Origin of the sequence: Peptoniphilus sp. oral taxon 836 str. F0141, from assembly GCF_000179335.1 — a bacterium.
GTDB lineage: Bacteria > Bacillota > Clostridia > Tissierellales > Peptoniphilaceae > Peptoniphilus_A > Peptoniphilus_A lacrimalis.
This window is the reverse complement of sequence record NZ_AEAA01000118.1, coordinates 1-21744: the sequence shown is the minus strand read 5'-3', so window position 1 is coordinate 21744 and position 21744 is coordinate 1. Positions and strand designations below refer to the sequence as shown.

General features: G+C 28.8%; 24 protein-coding genes, 1 tRNA gene and 1 pseudogene. 23 read left to right on the top strand and 3 right to left on the bottom strand.

Features of this window, described 5'->3' with window-relative positions:
- From HMPREF9131_RS06215 to HMPREF9131_RS06205, 3 genes and pseudogenes are all read left to right on the top strand, one after another.
- Positions 1–664: pseudogene (locus HMPREF9131_RS06215) on the top strand (sensor histidine kinase); the annotation flags it as partial.
- Entirely contained in the window at positions 661–2070 is a 1410-nt protein-coding gene (locus HMPREF9131_RS06210) for a hypothetical protein (RefSeq protein WP_009346001.1), read from the top strand. The pseudogene HMPREF9131_RS06215 and the gene HMPREF9131_RS06210, both read left to right, overlap by 4 nt.
- A gap of 10 nt (positions 2071–2080) precedes the next feature.
- Positions 2081–2413 (top strand): hypothetical protein, encoded by a 333-nt coding sequence (locus HMPREF9131_RS06205; RefSeq protein WP_004824092.1) that lies wholly within the window; start codon positions 2081–2083, stop codon positions 2411–2413.
- Here the strand turns inward: HMPREF9131_RS06205 and HMPREF9131_RS06200 are convergent, their stop codons facing one another.
- The 3 genes from HMPREF9131_RS06200 to HMPREF9131_RS08755 are packed head-to-tail and all read right to left on the bottom strand — an operon-like array spanning position 2414 to position 3292.
- Positions 2414–2707 carry a GIY-YIG nuclease family protein gene (locus HMPREF9131_RS06200; RefSeq protein WP_009345995.1) on the bottom strand — a complete coding sequence of 98 codons (294 nt, stop codon included), beginning with the start codon at positions 2705–2707 and terminating at the stop codon, positions 2414–2416. It abuts the gene before it with no gap.
- Positions 2691–3017: a regulatory protein RecX gene (locus HMPREF9131_RS08760; protein ID WP_232202596.1), complete on the bottom strand. Its 327-nt coding sequence runs from the start codon at positions 3015–3017 to the stop codon at positions 2691–2693. The genes HMPREF9131_RS06200 and HMPREF9131_RS08760 overlap by 17 nt, the downstream gene beginning before the upstream one ends.
- Positions 3018–3025: 8 nt before the next feature.
- Positions 3026–3292 carry a hypothetical protein gene (locus HMPREF9131_RS08755; protein WP_232202595.1) on the bottom strand — a complete coding sequence of 89 codons (267 nt, stop codon included), beginning with the start codon at positions 3290–3292 and terminating at the stop codon, positions 3026–3028.
- A gap of 179 nt (positions 3293–3471) precedes the next feature.
- Here HMPREF9131_RS08755 and HMPREF9131_RS06190 point away from each other — a divergent pair, with 179 nt between their 5' ends.
- The 20 genes from HMPREF9131_RS06190 to HMPREF9131_RS06095 all read left to right on the top strand — a co-directional run.
- A complete protein-coding gene (locus HMPREF9131_RS06190) occupies positions 3472–3912 on the top strand; it encodes an FHA domain-containing protein (RefSeq protein WP_009346005.1) in 441 nt (146 codons plus the stop codon).
- Positions 3913–3923: 11 nt separating this feature from the next.
- Positions 3924–5192, top strand: a complete 1269-nt coding sequence (locus HMPREF9131_RS06185; protein WP_004824159.1) for an FtsW/RodA/SpoVE family cell cycle protein — start codon at positions 3924–3926, stop codon at positions 5190–5192.
- Entirely contained in the window at positions 5179–6618 is a 1440-nt protein-coding gene (locus tag HMPREF9131_RS06180) for a penicillin-binding protein 2 (protein WP_009345999.1), read from the top strand. The genes HMPREF9131_RS06185 and HMPREF9131_RS06180 overlap by 14 nt, the downstream gene beginning before the upstream one ends.
- Positions 6619–6625: 7 nt before the next feature.
- Complete coding sequence (gene ispD, locus HMPREF9131_RS06175; protein ID WP_009345998.1) at positions 6626–7327, top strand: 2-C-methyl-D-erythritol 4-phosphate cytidylyltransferase; 702 nt, start codon at positions 6626–6628, stop codon at positions 7325–7327.
- Positions 7324–7800, top strand: a complete 477-nt coding sequence (gene ispF, locus HMPREF9131_RS06170; RefSeq protein ID WP_009345993.1) for a 2-C-methyl-D-erythritol 2,4-cyclodiphosphate synthase — start codon at positions 7324–7326, stop codon at positions 7798–7800. The genes ispD and ispF overlap by 4 nt, the downstream gene beginning before the upstream one ends.
- A 2-nt stretch (positions 7801–7802) precedes the next feature.
- Positions 7803–8456: a fructose-6-phosphate aldolase gene (fsa, locus tag HMPREF9131_RS06165; protein WP_004824061.1), complete on the top strand. Its 654-nt coding sequence runs from the start codon at positions 7803–7805 to the stop codon at positions 8454–8456.
- 2 nt (positions 8457–8458) lie between these two features.
- Positions 8459–9424, top strand: coding sequence for a class II fructose-bisphosphatase (gene glpX / locus HMPREF9131_RS06160; protein ID WP_009346006.1), 966 nt, complete (start codon positions 8459–8461; stop codon positions 9422–9424).
- Between the two features lie 11 nt (positions 9425–9435).
- On the top strand, positions 9436–11196 hold the full coding sequence (gene rho, locus HMPREF9131_RS06155; protein ID WP_009345994.1) for a transcription termination factor Rho: 1761 nt from the start codon (positions 9436–9438) through the stop codon (positions 11194–11196).
- 106 nt (positions 11197–11302) lie between these two features.
- Positions 11303–11506, top strand: coding sequence for a 50S ribosomal protein L31 (gene rpmE / locus HMPREF9131_RS06150; RefSeq protein WP_004824084.1), 204 nt, complete (start codon positions 11303–11305; stop codon positions 11504–11506).
- Between the two features lie 35 nt (positions 11507–11541).
- Entirely contained in the window at positions 11542–12372 is an 831-nt protein-coding gene (gene prmC, locus HMPREF9131_RS06145) for a peptide chain release factor N(5)-glutamine methyltransferase (RefSeq protein WP_009346000.1), read from the top strand.
- Position 12373: 1 nt separating this feature from the next.
- Complete coding sequence (gene prfA / locus HMPREF9131_RS06140; protein WP_009346004.1) at positions 12374–13450, top strand: peptide chain release factor 1; 1077 nt, start codon at positions 12374–12376, stop codon at positions 13448–13450.
- Between the two features lie 25 nt (positions 13451–13475).
- Positions 13476–13892 (top strand): hypothetical protein, encoded by a 417-nt coding sequence (locus HMPREF9131_RS06135; protein ID WP_009346007.1) that lies wholly within the window; start codon positions 13476–13478, stop codon positions 13890–13892.
- An 86-nt stretch (positions 13893–13978) separates the two neighbouring features.
- Positions 13979–14054 (top strand) — tRNA-Thr (locus HMPREF9131_RS06130).
- A 185-nt stretch (positions 14055–14239) separates the two neighbouring features.
- On the top strand, positions 14240–14932 hold the full coding sequence (gene gloB / locus HMPREF9131_RS06125) for a hydroxyacylglutathione hydrolase (RefSeq protein ID WP_009345996.1): 693 nt from the start codon (positions 14240–14242) through the stop codon (positions 14930–14932).
- Entirely contained in the window at positions 14932–15120 is a 189-nt protein-coding gene (locus HMPREF9131_RS06120) for a hypothetical protein (RefSeq protein ID WP_009345992.1), read from the top strand. The genes gloB and HMPREF9131_RS06120 overlap by 1 nt, the downstream gene beginning before the upstream one ends.
- Positions 15104–15817 (top strand): rhomboid family intramembrane serine protease, encoded by a 714-nt coding sequence (locus tag HMPREF9131_RS06115; protein WP_009345997.1) that lies wholly within the window; start codon positions 15104–15106, stop codon positions 15815–15817. Before HMPREF9131_RS06120 ends, HMPREF9131_RS06115 begins: the two co-directional genes overlap by 17 nt.
- A gap of 15 nt (positions 15818–15832) precedes the next feature.
- Positions 15833–17614, top strand: a complete 1782-nt coding sequence (pepF, locus tag HMPREF9131_RS06110; RefSeq protein ID WP_009346003.1) for an oligoendopeptidase F — start codon at positions 15833–15835, stop codon at positions 17612–17614.
- A gap of 129 nt (positions 17615–17743) precedes the next feature.
- Positions 17744–19129: an asparagine--tRNA ligase gene (asnS, locus tag HMPREF9131_RS06105; protein WP_009346002.1), complete on the top strand. Its 1386-nt coding sequence runs from the start codon at positions 17744–17746 to the stop codon at positions 19127–19129.
- Between the two features lie 9 nt (positions 19130–19138).
- Positions 19139–21550, top strand: a complete 2412-nt coding sequence (leuS, locus tag HMPREF9131_RS06100; protein ID WP_009345990.1) for a leucine--tRNA ligase — start codon at positions 19139–19141, stop codon at positions 21548–21550.
- Between the two features lie 11 nt (positions 21551–21561).
- A partial coding sequence (locus tag HMPREF9131_RS06095; RefSeq protein ID WP_009346008.1) for a YicC/YloC family endoribonuclease occupies positions 21562–21744 on the top strand: 183 nt, incomplete at its 3' end.

Genomic DNA, 21744 nt, shown 5'->3' with positions numbered 1-21744 from the left:
TTTCTTCCATATCTCATGAGTTGAGAACTCCATTGACTTCAATAAAGGGTTGGGCTGTAGTTTTAAAAGATTCTAAAGGTCAGGAAGATATTATGTCAGAAGGCTTAACTATAATCGAAAATGAGAGTGATAGATTATCAAAAATGGTTGAGGAACTCCTTGATTTTTCAAGGTTTATTTCAGGCAGAATGTCTTTAGAAAAAGAATTATTTGATATTGGACAAACAGTCAGAGATGTTTGTAAACAAATGAAGCCTAGAGCCAATTCAAATAAAATTGATTTTCAAACTGAACTTTTAGAAACTCCATGTGTAACAATAGGTGATGAAAATAGAATTAAACAGTTATTAATCAATATTGTAGATAATGCGATAAAATTCACTTCAGAAAATGGTTGGGTAAAGGTTCAATCATTTGATGAGAATAACAACTTTGTAATTCTTGTTTCTGATAATGGTTGTGGCATGAACAAAAAAGATTTAGAACATGTTAAGGAAAAATTCTATAAGGGCAAACATTCTAAGAGTCACTCAGGACTTGGACTTTCCATATCTGATGAAATAGTTAAATTGCACAACGGAAGCCTTGATATTTTTCTGAATTAAATATAGGAACAACTGTGAAAATTACTATACCAATAATTAAGGAGGAAAAAGCAGAATGAAAAAGTTATTTTTAATTTTTATTTTACTCCTCTTAAGTGCTTGTTCAATTATCAATACTGATCGTACAAGTATTCAGACTCCCGAGGTGGCAAAGCCTCCTATTTACGGAAAATGGACTATAAGTAAATATATTAATACCTACAAGACAAATGATGATAATTTTCAATATAAAGATATTATTGGTAGTGATGTTCTTTTCGCTAGTGATGAAGCTATGGTTAGTGGTGATTACATTATTAATCCTTCTTATAGGACAAAAAGGGTTAATGTTGATGAATATTTATATAAAAAATATAATCTAAACTATAAAAATTTAAATATTGAAAATAAAGATGCTTTTGCTATTTCTTTAAAACAAAAAGATTTTACTAATTATGAAATTATAAAGGTTTCAGATGATACTGCCTTTATTATAAGAAACAACTTCATCTTTCAAATCTCTAAAACAGATGATGATTTAACTGAAGATCAGCTAAAAGTTGATATAAGTAGAAATAGGGAGGATAGCTCAGGACTAACTATTGAAAATTTAAGCGATAAAGCTGACATTGGTTTAATGCTTGGTCTTAAAGAACCAAATCAATCAAAACTACCATCTTTCAACTATAAAACTTTATATATTAAGTTTTCTCCTGAAGGAGTAGAAAATGTCTATGAAAGTCCAAATATTTTATTACCTAGAAAAGATGGCTTTTATCAAGTTGAAATTCAAAGAGTTTCAAAAAAAGATGAAATTTCTGATAATCTTTTGATTAAAAAAAGAGTAGATCCTCTAAATGATAGGCAAGCAAAGGAAAAAATCTATCAAATTGAAGACAATAATATTTTAAAAAATATAAATTTTATTTCTGAAGATATTATTAATATTGAAAATATAAGCGTTGAAAAAAATTTAAGAAAATTAAGGATATATGACATTAATAACATTGAAAAGAAAGAGCCTCTACAAATTGCTTATTTTATTAGTTCTGATGACAATAAAGAATTAACAAAAGAAACTAATGATAAATTAAAAGATAATGATAATATTGGAATATATAGAGAAAATGGTTATTGGAAGTTGATAGGAAGAAATAACGCATCTAATGGAGATTTTATTAAGGATTTTGACTTAAATATTGTTTTGCCTAATTCAATAAATAAGTATAATGTTTTAAATATTCCTATGACTGATTTAAAGAAATTTAATTCTAAAATAAAAGATGCTTTTATTTCTCCAGATAATAAATATTTAATTACATTGGAAAATACAATGTTAAAGATATATAATATAGGAAATGGAAATATAATTTCTAATGCTATTTTTGAAAGAGAGATTGGTCAAGACACAAGTGTCATTATGAGTCAATGGTCAATGGGTAGATATTCGAAATTATGGCAAAAAGAAATAACTAGAAAAAATTAAGAGGTGTGAAGTGGGACAAATTAAAGAACTGATTATATCAAACAGTGATTATTTAGCACTTACTATAGGGACAATAATTTTAGGAGTAATATTTACTTTTATAGCAAATTTTATGGCTAAAGAATTAAAGTTTGTAAAATATATTCCAGGTTTGGTACTATTTTTTATTGGTATGTTTTCAATATTTTTAGTTACAGATAAATTATTTGAAAAATCTAGTCTAGATAATTTAATTATTTTTGTGACAGGAGTTTCATCAGGCTTGATATCTTTGATATTTGCTTTGATAATTGGCATCTGTTCATCAAGCAAAAATAGATATAGGAGAAATGACAGAAGATAGTCATTTCTCTTTTTCTTTCATTAGACTTGTTATGTCTATCTGCCCGCCAATAATTTTAAGCTTTTTAGCTCTAGATTGATTTTTAACTAATATTTCATATTTTAAAGCCTGAGATTTATCTTTAAGTTTATAGGTATATAAAAACTTTACTGGTAGGCGAGCTCTAGTATATTTAGATGCTAATCCCTTATTATGCTTTTCAAGTCTTTTTTCTAGATTATTTGTAATCCCAGTGTATAAACTTTTATCTGCACACTCTAAAATATATAAATAATAGCTATCGTTCTTTTTCATAATTTATAACTTCCTTGATAATAGAATAATCAAATCCTCTAGCTAATAAAAATCTAATAACCTTATTTAGATTTTCAAAAGAATAATCATTATTAGCTTTTTTTAAAAATAACTCATGAGCATTATTGTATTCAAGTTCATCATCAATTTCAGCAGATGCTTTTTCAATGATATTTTTTGATATTCCCTTTTCAAATAGGCTATATTTGATTTTTTTACTTCCATGCTTTTTTAATATTTGAGCGTCATGTATATAGGATACAGCGTAAGAATAGTCATCTAAAAATCCTTTTTCTGTGAGTAAATCAATTGTTTTTTCTATGTTATCATTAGATATTTTTTTCTATATAAATAATCTTTAATCTGCTTAGAACTTTTTATATTAGAAAGATATCTGCAGGCTAAAATAAAGGCTCGAGTAAGTTGGTCTTGTTCATATAAACTATTATCGAAGTCATCAGAAACTTCAAGTCCCTTATATAAATTAAATTTAACCAGACTATCCTCAACAATACTTACGCTTTTGCCATTATTAAATTCAACTATAAATTCATTTTTTTTATAAGTAATTTTATTAATAATCATAACTATATATTAGTTTAACAGAAAATTAAGATTAAAAAAACTAAGAATAGTCATAAGTCTTGAAAATTATGTAAAAATTAAATATAATCAGAATGGTTAAAATTCACTTAAATAATTTAAAAATGGTAATAATTGCCTAAAAAGTATATAATATAGTTAGTTTTATTAGGAGTTGGAATATGTTTGAATTAATTTCACAAGTTTTGAAATACGTATTTATAATTATTATTTATCTTTTTATTTTCAGTATTTTAAGACTGATGTATCTTGATATTAGGCAAATGGGTACAAGAGGCACGTCCCTTGAGAATTCTTATTTAAAAGTTGTGAATAGACTAGATTCACTTTCTTTCAAAATGCAGGAGTATTATTTATTAGGTGGTAGTGTAACTTTAGGAAGGTCATCTAAAAATGATATAGTTATTAAAGATAAATTTGTGAGTAAAAATCATCTGAATATAACTGAAAGAAATGAAATTTTTTATTTAGAAGATTTAAATTCAGCTAATGGAACCTATTTAAATGGAGAAAAAGTTGATGCTGGAACTTTGATCGAGCTTCAAAATGGCGACAAAATAGGTGTTGGGTTTATTCAATTTATATTTGTTGAAAATAGGTAAAAAGGTGAAATATGATAAATTTTTTGCTTAAAAATAGAAGACCAGGAAATCTTCTTCTTATTTTTGAACTCTTATCTATATTTCTATTATTCTTTTATAATAATAAACATATAGATAGGTATATTGCAATTTTATTTGTTGGTTTAGTTTTAATTATATACATTTCAAATTTAGTTTTAAGTAGGGTTTCTACTGGAGATAATTATATATTTTTAATAGTATCAATGCTTATGACTATAGGTATTGTAACTATATATAGAATATCACCAACTTTAGGGTTAAGACAATTAGTGTGGGCTCTTATAGGTATTTTAACTTTTTACTTAACATACTTTGTTATTAGGGTAATGAGACGACTTGAAAATTTAACAACTCTTTATTTAGGCTTTTCAATTTTATTTTTTCTTTTAACATTAATTTTTGGTAAGGAATTACATGGTTCAAAAAACTGGATTGTATTTGGCAATGATGCGTTTTCAATCCAACTATCGGAAATAACAAAAATACTTGTAATGTTTTTAATTGCATCTTTTTATACAAAATTTCAAGATAAATTGGAAAGAAATGGTTTTAAACATTCATCATATTATTTGATGATTGTCATGTATGTATTTATAGGATTTTTGTTCCTTCAAAAAGATTTAGGTACTGCAGTTGTATTTATGGGCATTTATACTTGCTTGCAATTCGTATATGATAAAGATAGAACTTCACTTATAGTTAATATTTGCCTTATGATTTTTGGGGCTATTGTATCCTATTTCTTATTTTCACATGTAAGAACAAGGGTAACTATTTGGTTAAGCCCACTTGGAGCTATAAAAGGAAGAGCAGGTCAGGTAACAGAAGCTTTGTTTGCCATAGGTGAGGGAGGATTCTTTGGTTCTGGAATTGGTTTAGGTTATCCATCTCTAGTTGGCGTTAATGAATCAGATTTTATTTTTTCGGTTATATGTGAAGAAATGGGTGTATTTATGGGAATAGGTATAATTATGCTATTTATGCTCTTAATATATAGAGCCGTAAAAATTGCCCTTAATCAAGAATTTATATTCTATAGAATTTTAGCATTGGCAGTAGCAATACTTTTTGCCATTCATGCTTTTTTAAATATAGGAGGGGTTATAAAATTAATACCAATGACAGGTTTAACCTTGCCCTTTGTATCATATGGAGGTAGTGCTATGATTTCTAGTTTTGTAGCTTTGGGTATTTTGCAGTTTACCGGAGAAGATATTTCTTATTTATATTCTAGGAGTTCAAATAATGAAAGCAAGTGAAAATAAAAGAATACTCGTGCTTTTAATTTTTTTAATAATTCTTTTATTAGCACCAATTTTATATTTAACATATTTTACAATTTTTAAAGCTCAAGATGCTATAAAAAATCCTGCCAACAAAAGACCTATGATGGCTGAAAATGCAGTAAAAAGAGGAAATATTTATGATAGAGATGGTAATGTCTTAGCTTATTCTACGGGCGAAAAATTTCAATATCAAAGAGTTTACAATTACCCTGTAATATACTCTCATATTGTGGGATATTCAAATAAAATTGTTTCAAAATATGGCATTGAAAAAGAATACAATAGTTACCTTCTCGGAAAAGAAGGGTCTAAATTATTAAAAACCTTTAAGTCAATTTTCAATAAAAAATTAGATTTAAATATGGGCGATTCTTTAATACTTACAACAAACACAGAGCTTCAAAAGAAAACAAGGTCAGTATTAGGGGAAAATAATGAAAAAGGTTCAGTTGTAATAATGAATCCAAAAAACGGTGAAATATTATCCATGGTTTCACTTCCAGATTTTAACTCTCAAAATATTGCTCAAGATATGGCACAAATAAATAAAAATAACAACGGAGCTTTGTTTAACAATTCAACATTAGGAAAATTTGCACCTGGTTCTGTTTTTAAAATTGTAAGTGCTGATGCTATTCTTGAATCAGGTATCAGCCAAAACTATAATGATAAGGGTACAGAAAAAATTGATAATGGTCGTGAGTTTAAAAATTCAACTGGAAAAGCATATGGAAGGATTAATTTAAAAACAGCTTTTACACATTCAGTTAATACTTACTTTGTAAGAAAAACTGTTGATGTAGGTTTGGATATATATTCAAATGTTTGTCAAAAATTTATGATTAATAAAAAGGTTGACTTTGACTTGCCTTTAGAAACTTCAACATGGGATTATAATCGCCAGGGTTTTGATAAAACAGCTCTAGGATCTGCAGGTATAGGCCACGATAATATACTGGTAACACCTCTTGAAATGTGTATGATAACTTCTGCCATTGCAAATGATGGAGTTATGATGAAACCTCATTTAGTTAAGGCTATAAATGGCAGCGATGGTAAAAATATTTTAATAAATAATCCTGAAGTATTATCAGAATGTACTTCTAAAGAAAATGCTAACATTATTAAAAATATGATGGTTAATGTTGTTAATAATGGTACTGGTACAGAAGCCTATGTAAAGGGTTATCAAGTCGCAGGAAAAACAGGTACGGCCCAACTAAATATTCAAGAAGGAACAAATAATGCTTGGTTTGTTGGTTTTGCTCCTGCAAATGACCCTAAGATTGCCATTGCCGTTGTAATTCCAAATGTTTCAGATTATGGTGGAGAAGTAGCAGCACCAATAGCTAGAAAATTAATAAAATTTGCTCTTGATAATATTGATTTTGATCAGTGAGGTATTTATGATTAATGGTAATTTTGTAACAGCCTTTATAGCTGCTGCCGGAATGGGAAAAAGAATGAATGCTCCAATTAATAAACAATTTTTGTCTATTGAAGGAGTTCCGATTTTAGCTCATACTATAAAAAAAATAGAAGCTTCAAAATACGTTGATTTCATTTTGCTTATTATAAAAAGCTCCGATTTAAATTATTTAAGCCAAATAATTTCAAAATACAAAATCAATACGAATTACAAGATATGCTATGGAGGAAATGAAAGGCAAGACTCCATAAATAATGGTTTAATGAATATGCCAAAGTCAACAGATATAATCCTAACCCATGATGGTGCCAGACCTTTTGTATGTGTGGAAAAAATTGATCAGGCAATAGAGAGCGTTTTTGAAACTGGGGCTTGCACCTTAGCAAATAAAGTCAAGGACACTATAAAGTTTTCATACGATGGTAAAAATGCTGATTATACACCTAATAGGGCACTTTTATGGCAAGTCCAAACTCCTCAAGTTTTTTTGGCTGATGTTTTAAAAAGTGCTTATAAGCAAGCCTACAGCGAGGGATATTATGGAACTGATGACTGTTCACTTGTTGAAAAAACTGGCAGAAAAATTAAACTGATTGACAATTCATATGATAATATAAAGATTACAACAAAAGAAGATTTAATTTTTGCAAAAGCAATTTTAAGAAAGAAGGATTTATGAGAGTAGGACTCGGTTTTGATGTTCATAAATTAGTAAATGATAGAGATTTAATTATTGGTGGTATTAAAATACCTCATAAACTTGGACTTTTGGGTCATTCTGATGCTGATGTTCTTATACACGCTATAATGGATTCTATATTAGGCGCTATGGCAAAAAGAGATATAGGATACCATTTCCCAGACACTGACAATAAATTTAAAAATATAGACTCAAAAATTTTACTTTCTAAAGTTTATGATTTAATGGTAGAAGAAAATTATAAAATTATAAATATAGATTGTATAGTTTCAGCACAAAAACCTAAACTTGCACCATATATTGATAGTATGAGAAAAGTTATTGCTGAAATTTTAAATACACAAATAGAAAACATATCTATTAAGGCTACAACAACTGAAGGCTTAGGTTATGTCGGTAAGGAATTAGGAATATCGGCACAAGCAGTTGCTTTAATTGAAAAGGAGAAATAAAGTTGAAATTATTTATTGATACTGCAAATTTAGAAGAAATAAGAGAGATTAATTCTTGGGGTGTGGTGGACGGAGTTACGACTAATCCATCCCTTATTGCAAAAAATGGTGGTATTGTAAAAGAAGTGTATAAGGAAATATTATCTATTGTTCAAGGACCTGTATCATTAGAGGTTAATAGTGATGATTATAAAGCTATGATAGAAGAGGCGAGAGATCTTTCTAAGCTGGGTAAAAATGTTGTAATAAAAATACCCATTACTGAAGAAGGACTTAAGGCGTGCTCTATTCTTTCTAAAGAAAAAATAAGGGTTAATATAACTCTTGTATTTTCTGCAAGTCAAGCACTTTTAGCTGCAAGAAGCGGAGCTTCATTTGTAAGCCCTTTTGTTGGCAGGCTAGATGATATTGGACAAGATGGTATTTCTTTAATAAGGGATATTGCAACAATATTTAAAGAACATCAAATTACTACACAAATAATTGCTGCTAGTATTAGATCAGTCGACCATGTTAAAAAAGCAGCATTAGTTGGAGCAGATATCTCTACTGTTCCATATAAAATTTTTAAAGAAATGATAGTACATGATTTAACAGATAAAGGTATTACTAAATTTAAAGAAGATTATAATAAAGTATATAAAAAAGGAGAGTAAAAATGGATAGAAATTTAGCACTTAATTTAGCAAGAGTTACAGAAGCTGCAGCTTTAAGTGCCGGCAAATGGCTTGGAAAAGGCGATAAAAATGGTGCCGACGGAGCAGCAGTTGATGCAATGAGAAGAATGTTTGATACAGTTGAAATTGACGGAACTGTTGTTATAGGAGAAGGAGAAATTGACGAAGCACCTATGCTATACATAGGCGAAAAGATTGGCACAAAAAGTGGTGAAGAACAAGTAGATATTGCTGTTGACCCAATTGATGGCACAAATTCTGTAGCTGCTGGTGGCACAAATTCTATTGCAGTTCTTGCAGTTGCTCCAAAAGGATGTCTTCTAAATGCACCCGATATATATATGGATAAAATAGCTTGCGGACCTAAGGCAAAGGGGGCAATAAAACTTGATGATTCTCCAACCGAAAATATCAAAAGAGTTGCTGAAAAATTAAATAAAAATATTGATGAAATCACAGTGGCGATTCTTGATAGACCAAGACACGAAAAAATTATCAAAGAAATTAGAAAATTAGGAGCAAGAATCAAAAAAGTTTCTGATGGTGATATTGTTACTGCTATTGAATGTTGTTTTGAAGAATCAGGTGTAGATTTAATTATGGGTAGAGGTGGTGCCCCAGAAGGAGTAATCGCTGCTGCTGCGTTAAAATGTTTAGGCGGAGATTTCCAAGGCAGACTTCATCCAACTGATGAAAAACAAGAGGCAAGATGTAAAGATTTGCATTCTGATTTAAATAAGGTTTATGAAATAGATGATTTGGTTAAGGGAAATGAAGTTATTTTTTCTGTAACAGGAATTTCCAAGGGTGAAATATTAGATGGAGTAAAATATTATGAAAATAATATTGCTACAACTGAATCTTTGGTATTAAGATTACCAAGTGGTACTCAAAGATTTATTAAATCAACTCATAGACTAGATTTAAAACCTGATTATGCAAAATAGAGTGGAATTTTATGGCGAATGAAAACAAAAATTCAATTACCTTAAAAAATAAACCAATAAATGATTTAAAAAATATTGCTTTGTCAATGGGGTTAAAGGATGACGAATCTTTTAACCGCACTGACTATTATAATTATATTGTTTACGGAACTAAGCCTAAAATTAAGTCTTATACAAAAAAAGATCTAATAAATCTTAGTATCAAAGATTTGAGAGAAATTGCAAATGAGCTAGATATAGCTTCATCATATAAATATAAAAAAGAACCTTTAATTGAGCTTATTGTTGAAAAATATAAAAATTCAGATCTTGATACTGATTCAGATTTAACTAGCAAAACAACAGTTGAATTAAGAGAGATTGCAAAAGAACTTAACATATCAAAACCATACTTATATAAAAAAGACCAATTAATTAAAGTTATTGAAGAAAAATATGAAGAAAATTTAGAATATAAAGATGATATTTATTCTGAAGACCAAGATGATAAGGATAAAGAACTTTATACTCCAGATGAAAATTTTGAAGAAGATATAGAAGATAATGAACTAGAAGATGAAATAGATAAAATTGAAGAATCTCATGCTAAAAAATTCGGTATTGAATTAGATGAAATCTCTAATAATGCGACTGAGGCTGTTGGCAAGATGGATGACGCTAAGTATGTATGTGGTATTCTAGAACTTCATCAAGATGGATATGGTTTTTTGAGAGTTAGTAACTTTTTACCATCGGAAGGCGATATTTATGTTTCCCCATCTCAAATTAGAAGATTTAGACTTAGAAATGGAGATAAAATTCTTGGTATTGTAAGACCCTCAAAAGATGGAGAATCTTATAATGGTTTAATTTATATCAATGAAGTTAATGACAAAAAACCGAATCTTGCTACAAATAGACCATATTTTGAAAATTTGACACCAATCTATCCAAGAGAAAAAATAAAAATGGAGTTTGATCCTAAAGACATTGCAACAAGAGTTATTGATTTGATTTGCCCAGTAGGTAAAGGGCAGAGAGGTCTTATTGTTTCTCCACCAAAATCAGGTAAAACAACATTATTAAAAAAAATAGCTAAGTCTATAGAAAAAAATTATCCTGAAATAGAATTATTTGTTTTGTTAATAGATGAAAGACCTGAAGAGGTCACAGATATGCAAAGATCTGTTAAGGGACAAGTCGTTTATTCGACTTTTGATGAAACTCCTAAAAATCACACAAGAGTTGCGGAAATGGTGCTTGATAGGGCAAAAAGATTAGTTGAACAAGGAAAAGATGTTGTTATACTTTTAGATTCATTAACAAGACTTTCAAGAGCTTATAATTTGATAACTCCATCGTCAGGAAAAACATTATCAGGTGGTCTTGATCCCTTATCTTTACACAAGCCAAAAAGATTTTTTGGAGCCGCTAGAAATATTGAAGAGGGAGGTTCTCTAACCATACTTGCAACAGCTTTAGTTGAAACAGGATCACGCATGGATGATATTATTTTTGAAGAATTTAAAGGAACTGGCAATATGGAACTTCATCTAGATAGAAAATTGTCAGAAAAAAGAATTTTCCCTGCAATAGATATTTACAAGTCTGGAACTAGAAAAGAAGAACTTTTACTAAATCAAGATGAACTTAATTTTGCATTTAATATAAGAAATGCTATGTCCTATAATTCATCAAATGAAGTTACGGAAGTCTTACTTGATGAAATGACAAAAACAATAAATAATAAAACTTTTGTTAGGGATTCAAAAATAATTAAGAATTTATCTTAGACTTGTATTTTTTGTAAAATTATTATATAATACTAAGGTAATTTATTTGAATTTCAAACGTTCATATGATATAATACACAATCGTTAATAGATAGGGGGCTTAGAAATGAAAAAAGAAATTCACCCAGAATACAAAGAAGCAACAGTAACATGTGCTTGTGGTAACACTTTTAAAACTGGTTCTGTAAAAGAAAATCTTAAAGTTGAAGTTTGCTCAGAATGTCATCCATTCTTTACTGGTAAACAAAAATTTACTGATACTGGTGGAAGAATTGAAAAATTCAACAAAAAATATAAGAGGAATAATTAAGAGGTTAGCAGGCGCTAGCCTTTTTTAATACAAATATGAAAATTAAAGAAGCCCTATCTAAAGCCATTGTATATCTTAACGAAAGAAAATTTACAGACCCTCTTTATGAATCACGACTTATTCTTTCACTAATATTAGAAAAAGATATTTCATTTATTTATGCCTATTTAGATTTGGAACTTGACCCTAAAGATGAAGAAAAATTTTTCCGAATCCTAAAAATGCGACAATCTGGACAACCTCTCCAATATATACTTGAAGAAACTTATTTCATGGGTAAGAAATTTAAGATAAATAGAGGAGTTCTTATACCCAGAAAAGAAACAGAAATTTCTGTGGAAGTAATTACAGATATTATTAAAAAAAACAAGTGTAAAAGTTTTTTGGAAATTGGTTGTGGTAGTGGCATAGTTACAATAATGGTAAATTTATTGACTAATATAAATTGTAGCTGTCTTGATATTTCTGACTTAGCTATAGAAAATACTAAAACTAATATTAAAAATTTAGGGGCTAAGGTCCAAGTATTCAAGAGCAATTTATTTGAAAATGTCGAAGGAAAATTTGATATAATATATTCAAATCCACCCTATATAAAAACAGGTGAAATTAAAAATTTACAGGATGAAGTTAAAAATTTTGAACCCATCAGCGCCCTAGATGGTGGAGAGAGTGGACTTGAATTTTACAAAAAAATAATAAAACAATCAACAAATTATTTGAATGATAATGGTTTTCTCATATTTGAAATTGGTTACGACCAAAAAGATTCAATTGAAAATTTAATGAGTAAAGATTTTAATATATATTTTAAAAAAGACCTACAGGGATATTACAGAGTAGCTGTAGGTAAAAGAAGGTGTTAATATGTACGAAAAATTATCTGTATTTGAAGATAGATATAATGAACTTGAAAAAAGTTTGATGGATATAAATGTTATTAATAATTCAAGCTTATATCAAAAGACAGCCATTGAGCATGCAGAACTTCAACCCATAGTAAGTAAATATAGGGAATATAAAAAAACTAAGGAGAATTTAAATGATTCTAAGGCATTGTTAGCAGAAAAATTAGATGATGATATGAAAGATTTAGTTAAAGATGATATTTCTACTAACGAAAAAAACTTAGAAAAAATTGAAGAAGATTTAAAAATATTATTGATTCCAAAAGACCCTAATGACAAGAAAAATGTTATGGTTGAAATTAGAGCTGGAGCTGGTGGGGATGAAGCTGCATTATTTGCTGGTACCTTATTTAGACAATATGTTAGATACGCTGAAAGATGCGGATGGAAAGTAGATATTATATCCACAAATGAAATTGGAATTGGTGGTTACAAAGAAGTTGTATTTATGATAATAGGTAGGGGAGCATACTCTAGATTAAAATATGAATCTGGAGTTCATAGAGTGCAAAGAGTTCCCGAAACTGAAAGTGGTGGAAGAATTCATACTTCAACAGCAACAGTTGCAGTATTGCCTGAAGTTGAAGATGTTGAAGTTGAAATTGACCCAACAGAAATAAAATTTGATGTTTTTAGAGCATCAGGTAATGGGGGTCAATGCGTAAACACTACTGACTCTGCTGTAAGACTTACCCATATTCCTACAGGAATTGTAATATCATGTCAAGATGAAAAGTCACAGTTAATGAATAAAGAAAAAGCCATGAAACTTTTAAGGGCTAAACTTTATGATTTAAAAATTCAAGAACAAAATGAGAAAAATTCCGCTCAAAGACTTTCACAAGTAGGAACAGGAGATAGGTCAGAACGTATAAGAACCTATAATTATCCACAAGGAAGAGTTACAGACCACAGAATAAATTATACTACCCATCAGATTGATTCTATTAATGACGGAGAACTTGATGAATTAATAGATGCATTAACAGCAGCCGACCAAATTAAAAAATTAGAAAATATAGATAAGGGTAAATAATTTATATACCAATCAGGAGGATATTATGAATTATTTTATAAATTTAGATAAGAAAATTTATCTATATATAGAAAAAATATCAGATAATAAAAAGCTTGTGGAAAACTGGTATACAATATGCAGACTTTTACACAATATTTTATATTTGCCTTTTATATTTTTTGCTCCTCAATTTATAGGTCAAATTGTTAAAGGTTTTTTCCATAATAATTTTCCTACAGATCCCTCAATTATGGAATTAATTTATAGCAGAAGTTTTTATATTGATTTTTTAAAAGTCATTTTAACAATACTTCTAATTTTCTTATCTACTTATTTCAGAAAGTTGGCAAATAAACTGGATGAGTATTTAAATGGATATACTTTAAATTATTTTAAAGTAATAACAACAATAATATTTATAGGTGTATTTTTAGGCTTTATTATTTATACAACAAAATAAGCTTATAAAATATTGACTGCAAAATTTGAATTTCATCAATTTTCTTAATTGATATTTATAAATAAATAATGTATAATAACTTCATTGCTATCGTAGCTCAGTAGGTAGAGCACTACATTGGTAATGTAGAGGTCGGGGGTTCAAATCCCCCCGTTAGCTCCATTTTTTATTAATTTTGTCTTAGCTTGATGCTAAGGCTTTTTTGTTAACAAAAAAGATTTTAAAGCCGTTATAATTATATTTATAGGTGGTTAGAAGAAACTTTTAAAATCACTATTATTAATAAATTATTAAAAAGTTTCTTTAATGGGTAGAAGTAACACAACAATTTTATTTTGGAGGCTCTTATGGAAATAAAAGCAATATCCGCATTTTCAGATAATTACATTTGGACTATAATAAAAAATAATAAGCTTATTTTTGTTGATACAGGTCAAGCTCAACCTGTTTTAGATTTTATAAAGGACAAAGAGCCGATTGCTATACTACTAACTCACAAACATGACGATCATGTTGGTGGAGTTATTGAAATAAATAAAAAATATCCTGATATTAAAGTCTATGGTCCCGTTGAAACTCGTGATTTAAACGATATTACATTAAAAGATAATGATAATTTTCAATTAATGGGTGAGAATTTTAAGGTAATAGAAACATCTGGACATACTGATTATCATATTTCTTATCTAATGGGTGATAACTTATTTTGTGGAGATGCACTCTTTTTAGCAGGTTGTGGCAGAGTTTTTACCGGTGATTATAAAAAAAGCTACGAATCTATGAAAAAATTTGCTAACCTTGATGATAATATTAAAGTTTATGCCGGCCATGAGTATGGACTTTCAAACTTAAAATTTGTAAAATCAATTATGAACACTGAGCAAGTAATTAGGTCTTATGAGGAAGTTCTTAAGAAAAATAAAAGAGGTCAAATAACTTTGCCATCTACTATTGGTCAAGAAAAGAAAATTAATCCCTTTATGATGGCAAAAAGTTTAGAAGAATTTATAAAACTAAGAAAGGAAAAAGATAATTTTTAATGGAATTAAATAATAAGATATATTCACCACAAACAGCTAGAGAAAAAACAAACTTTTACATTGTTATGGCTCTTGGGATAAATAACTTATATGAAGCAAATGAGTTAATTGATAGTGGAATTTGTAACTTTGTTGGAATTGGTAAAGCTGACTTAAGAGGGAATTTGTTGTATGACTTTAAAATATAAAATCCAATCACTTTTTAATAAAATGTTTAAAATATCAAAGGTTAGCTTAAGTCTAATAACTATAAATATTATAGTTTTTCTGATAATGACTCTTTGTGGTGGAAGTCAAAATATAGATGTTCTTGTTAAATTTAATGCCATGAATAAAATTTTAGTCTACCAAGGTCAGTGGTGGAGATTAATTTGTCCTATTTTTATTCATATAGGCTTTGCACATCTATTAATGAATATGTATTTTCTCTATATTGTAGGCTCAATTTTTGAAAACCTTTATGGTTCATTAAGATATTTAATTATTTATATTGCCTGTGGATTAATGGGAAATTTTGTTTCTTATGCCTTTAGTAATCCCTACACAATTAGTGCTGGAGCATCAACTTCTTTATATGGTCTTTTTGGTCTTGCAATTGGCTTAATGATTAGATATAAAGATGATAAAGTTTTAAGCTCTTTTGGCAAAAGTTTTTTATTTATAATTGTCGTTAACATTTTTTATTCTTTTCTTAACCCTTCTATTGGGGTATTGGGTCATTTTGGAGGCTTATTAGGTGGGTATCTTTGTTCAGGAATCTTTCCTGTTTTAAATAAAAAAATGCCAAAAAATAAAGTTCTTATTAATATTTGTGCATTTATTATAATATCTATTCTTTGTATTTTGTACGGAAACCTTAGTGTAAGATATGGATTAATGAAATAATTTTAGGAGATTGTTATGTTAAGATATGATATTGACGAAAAATATAAGTGGGATTTAGAAAAAATTTATAAAAATCTCAATGAATTTAAAAAAGATTATGAAGAAATAAAAAAAGGTATTGAAAAGCTTTGTAAATTTAATGGAAAAATCTGTCAATCAGCAAAAAGTCTAGAAGAATTTTTAAAATTAGATGAAAAGGTTGAAAGAAAGTTAGAAAAGCTTTATGTTTATGCTTCTTTAAAATCTGACGAAAATACAAGAGAAACAGCAAATCAAGAATTAAAACAAGAGGCTATGAATTTATATTCTGAATTTATAGGAAAGTTATCTTTTGTAAAGTCGCAGATACTTAAAGAAGATTATAAACTTATTGAAAAATACTTAGAAGAGAAAGAAAATTTAAAAATTTACAAGCATTATTTCAAAGATTTATTCAGAAATAAAAATCATATACTCTCTGATAAGGAAGAAAAAATTATAGCTTCCTATAATAAATTAGGTAAAGTTCCAGAAAATACTTATATGCTTTTTACTAATGCAGACTTGAAGTTTCCATATGTTTTGAAAGGTGATAAGAAAATTGAAATTACAAATGCTAATTTTACGCATTTGCAAGAAGATAAGGATAGAAATTTTAGAAAAGAAGTCTATGAAAAGTTCTATTCCACCTATAAACAATTCCAAGAAACATCTGCTAGATTATTAAATGGAGAGCTTATAAATCACTACACACAAGCAAAACTTAGAAATTTTGAATCAAGTAGGCAAATGGCACTTTTTACTAATAATATTTCAGAAGATGTTTATGATAATCTTATTGATGTAATTAATGACAATTTGGATATAAATAAAGGCTATATTTCTCTTAGAAAAGAAATTTTAAATTTAAATGATTTAGCTTTTTACGATATTTATATGCCATTAGTATCTGATTATAATTTAAAATATTCTTTCGAAGAAGCAAAAGAAATTATTCTTGAAGCATTAAAGCCCCTTGGTAATGATTATGTTAATAATGCAAGGCGTGGTTTCGAGTCAAGATGGTTTGATGTATGCCCAAATGAAGGTAAGAGGTCGGGAGCTTATTCTTCCGGTTCATATGATACTGAGCCTTATATACTTCTAAATTACAACAATACTCTTGATTCCTTATTTACGACAGTCCATGAATTAGGTCATTCAATGCATTCTTATTATACAAATACATCACAACCTTATATTTATAGTTCATATTCAATTTTTCTTGCAGAAATTGCTTCCACCACTAATGAACTTCTTCTTTTAAATTATATGTTGGATAATACTGAAAATAAAAAGGAAAAAGCATATCTTTTAAATCATTATGTTAATTCTTTTAAGTCTACTATTTTTAGGCAAGCAATGTTTGCAGAATTTGAACATAAAGCAAATCTTTTAGTTGGTCAGTCAAAACCTATAAATGGACAAATATTAGATGAAATATATAAAGACTTAAATATTAAATATTATGGAAAAGATATAAAAGTAGATGAGTACATTTCTTGTGAGTGGACAAGAATTCCTCATTTTTATATGTTCTATTATGTATATCAATATGCCACAGGGTTTTCAAGTGCAGTAACTTTATCTAATAATATTCTCCATGGAAGTAAAAAAGATACAATTAATTACCTAGACTTCTTAAAAGCAGGAAACAGTGCTTATCCCCTTGAAATTTTAAAAAGAGCTGGTGTTGATATGACAAAGAAAGACGATTTACAAAAAGCCATGAATATTGCTAGGGAAAAACTTGATGAATTAAATAATATATTAAAATAAAAAACATGCTGATTTCAAAATTACTGAAGTCAGCTTTTTATTATTTTAAGCCAAAATAATGTTCTAATATTTGACAAAAGTGAAAGATAATCATATACTAAAATATTATAAGATAATTATGGAGGGTCTATGATTAGTATCAGAGAAATATTTAAAAATACAGAAAATTATATAGACAAAGAGATTGAAATTTGTGGATGGATTAAAACTAACAGAGGTTCAAAAAATTTTGGTTTTATTGAGCTTACTGATGGCACTAATTTTAATTCATTACAAGTCGTATATGGAAAGGAGCTTGGAAATTTTTCTGAAATTGAAAAATATACATTGAGCTCTTCTCTTATAATTAAAGGAAAATTAGTAGAATCCCCTGGGGCTAATCAGTCATTTGAACTTCAGGCTAAGGAAATTAAACTTATAGGCGCTGCAGATAATACTTATCCTCTACAAAAGAAAAGACACACAATGGAATATCTTAGAACAGTAAGTCATCTTCGCCCACGTACAAATACTTTTAATGCAGTATTTAGGGTCAGATCATTAATTGCTTATGCAATTCATAAGTTTTTCCAAGAAAGAGGTTTCGTTTATTTTCATGCACCAATTATAACTGCTTCTGATGCAGAAGGTGCTGGAGAAATGTTTCAAGTAACAACATTACCTTTAGAAGATATACCTAAAAATGATGAAGGAAAAGTAGATTACAAAAAAGACTTTTTTGGTAAAGAAACTAACTTAACTGTTTCAGGTCAATTAGAAGATGAAGCTTTTGCTCTTGCTTTTGGCAATGTTTATACTTTTGGACCAACATTTAGAGCAGAAAATTCTAATACACCAAGGCATGCAGCAGAATTTTGGATGATAGAGCCTGAAATGGCATTTGCAGACTTAAATGTTAACATGGATGTGGCAGAAGCTATGCTAAAATATATCATCAGATATGTGCTTGAAAATGCCAAAGAGGAAATGAAATTCTTTAATAAGTTTATTGATAAAGACCTTTTAGCACGACTTGACAATGTGGTTTCAAATGAATTTGAAAGAATTACTTATACTCAAGCCATTGAAATATTAGAAAAGGCAAATAAAGAATTTAAATTCCCAGTTAAATGGGGAATAGACTTACAAACTGAACACGAAAGATATATCACAGAAGAAGTTTTCAAAAAACCAGTTTTTGTAACAAATTACCCAAAGGAAATAAAAGCTTTTTATATGACAGAAAACGATGATAAGAAGACAGTAGCAGCTATGGATTTACTTGTTCCTGGGGTTGGAGAAATAATAGGTGGTTCTCAAAGAGAACATAGAATTGAAATCTTAGAAAAGAAAATGAAAGATTTAAATATGAATATGGATGAATATGATTGGTATCTTGATTTGAGAAGATTTGGTACATGTATTCACTCAGGATATGGACTTGGATTTGAAAGAGCCGTTATGTATATTACAGGAATGAAAAATATTAGAGATGTTATACCATTTCCAAGAACAGTAGGGAATGCTAATTATTAAGGAGAATAGATGAAAGATTATAAACCAGAAGTTATTGAAAAAAAATGGCAAGATTATTGGGATGAACACCAAACATATAAGGCTTTAAATGATGATGATAGGGAAAAAATATATCTTTTAGTTGAATTTCCTTATCCTTCAGGTCAAGGACTTCATGTTGGTCATCCTCGCCCTTACACAGCACTTGATATAGTTGCGAGAAAAAGACGTTATCAAGGATATAATGTTTTATTTCCTATGGGATGGGATGCTTTTGGACTACCAACGGAAAATTATGCTATAAAAAATAAAATTCATCCAGCAATTGTAACAAAACAAAACATTAAACATTTTAAAGAACAGCTTAAATCAATAGGCTTTTCCTTTGATTGGTCAAGAGAAATTAATACAACTGATCCTGAATATTATAAATGGACCCAATGGATATTTTTACAATTATATAAACATGGCTTAGCATACAAAAAGGAAAGTCCAATAAACTGGTGTCCATCATGTAAAACTGGCTTAGCAAATGAAGAAGTTATTGGCGGTAAATGTGAAAGATGTAACACAGAAGTGGTAAGACGTGTAAAAAGTCAATGGATGCTTAAAATTACTGCCTATGCAGATAGACTTATTGATGATCTTGACGATGTGGATTACATTGAAAGGGTAAAGACTCAACAAAAAAATTGGATTGGAAGAAGTGAAGGGGCAAGTATACTTTTCCCCATCAAAGATTCTGATGAAAAACTTGAAGTTTTTACTACTAGACCAGATACAATATTTGGTGCAACTTACATGGTAATTGCACCTGAACATCCTTTACTTGAAAAATATAAGGATTGTATTATAAACCTTGATGAAATTAATGCCTATAAAGAAGAAGTTGCAAAAAAATCTGATTTTGAAAGAACAGAACTTGCTAAGGATAAAACTGGTGTTGAAATTAAGGGATTAAAAGCAATAAATCCAATAAGTAAAAAAGAAATTCCTGTTTGGATTTCAGATTATGTTTTAATGTCTTACGGTACTGGAGCAATTATGGCTGTTCCTGCTCATGATACAAGAGATTATGATTTTGCTAAGAAATTTGGATTAGATATTGTAGAAGTTATTAAAGGCGGAGATATATCAAAAGAAGCCTACACAGATACAAATAATGGTAAATTAGTAAACTCAGAATTTTTAAATGGTCTTGAAGTAAAAGATGCCAAGGAAAAAATGATTAAATATTTGCTAGAAAAGAATTTAGGAAATAAAAAAATTAATTTTAAATTAAGGGATTGGGTTTTTTCTAGACAAAGATATTGGGGAGAACCAATACCTATAGTACATTGTCCAAAATGTGGTTTTGTACCTGTACCTGAAGACCAACTTCCATTGCTTTTACCAGAAGTTGAAAATTATGAGCCAACAGACGATGGAGAATCACCTTTAGCAAATATTAAAGAATTTGTAGAAACTACTTGTCCTAAATGTGGTTGCCACGCACATAGAGAAACAGATACAATGCCTCAATGGGCAGGTTCATCTTGGTATTTCTTAAGATATGCAGATCCTCACAATAAAGATGCTTTGGCTTCAAAAGATGCTCTAAATTATTGGACCCCTGTAGATTGGTATAATGGTGGTATGGAACATACAACACTTCATTTACTATACTCTAGATTTTGGCATAAATTTTTATATGACATTGGCGTTGTTCCAACAAAAGAACCTTATGTAAAAAGAACATCTCATGGTATGATTTTAGGAGAAAATAACGAAAAAATGAGCAAATCTCGTGGTAATGTTGTTAATCCTGATGATATTGTTCATGATTATGGTGCAGATACCCTGAGAACTTATGAAATGTTTATTGGAGATTTCGAAAAACCTGTACCTTGGATGGAAACAGGTGTGCGTGGTTGCAGAAGGTTTTTGGATAGAGTTTGGAACTTATCAGATATTTTAGTTGATGGAGATAAATATTCTGAAAGTTTAGAAAAATTAATTCATAAGACAATCAAAAAAGTATCCTATGATTATGAAAATTTAAAGGCTAATACTGCTATTGCAGCTCTTATGAGTTTATTGAATGAATTTGTAGCTAATAAAAATATAACTAAAGCTGATTTTAGGACATTTCTTATGCTATTAAACCCAGTTGCTCCACATATTACTGAAGAATTGTGGGAACAAAATAATTTAGGCGGATATTTAAACGAATCTTCATGGCCAGTTTATGATGAAGAAAAAACTATTGATAATATAGTTGAGATGCCCGTACAATTTAACGGAAAGCTAAGATTCACAATCGAAGTTTCTAAAGATGCTAATGTGGACCAAGCTCGTGAAATTGCAATGAAAAATGAAGCTTATGCTAAAAATATAAAAGATAAGAAAGTTATTAAAGAAATTTTTGTACCTGGAAAAATTTATAATATAGTTGTTAAGTAGTAGGTGATTTTATGAAAAGTATGACAGGTTATGGTTCCTATGAATCTCAAAGCGATAATTATCATTTAAAAATTGATATGAAATCTGTAAACAACAGGTATTGTGATATATTTATTAAATTGCCTGCCTTACTTTTTTCCTATGAAGACAAAATAAAAAGATTCATTAAGAAAGATGTTAAAAGGGGTAAAGTT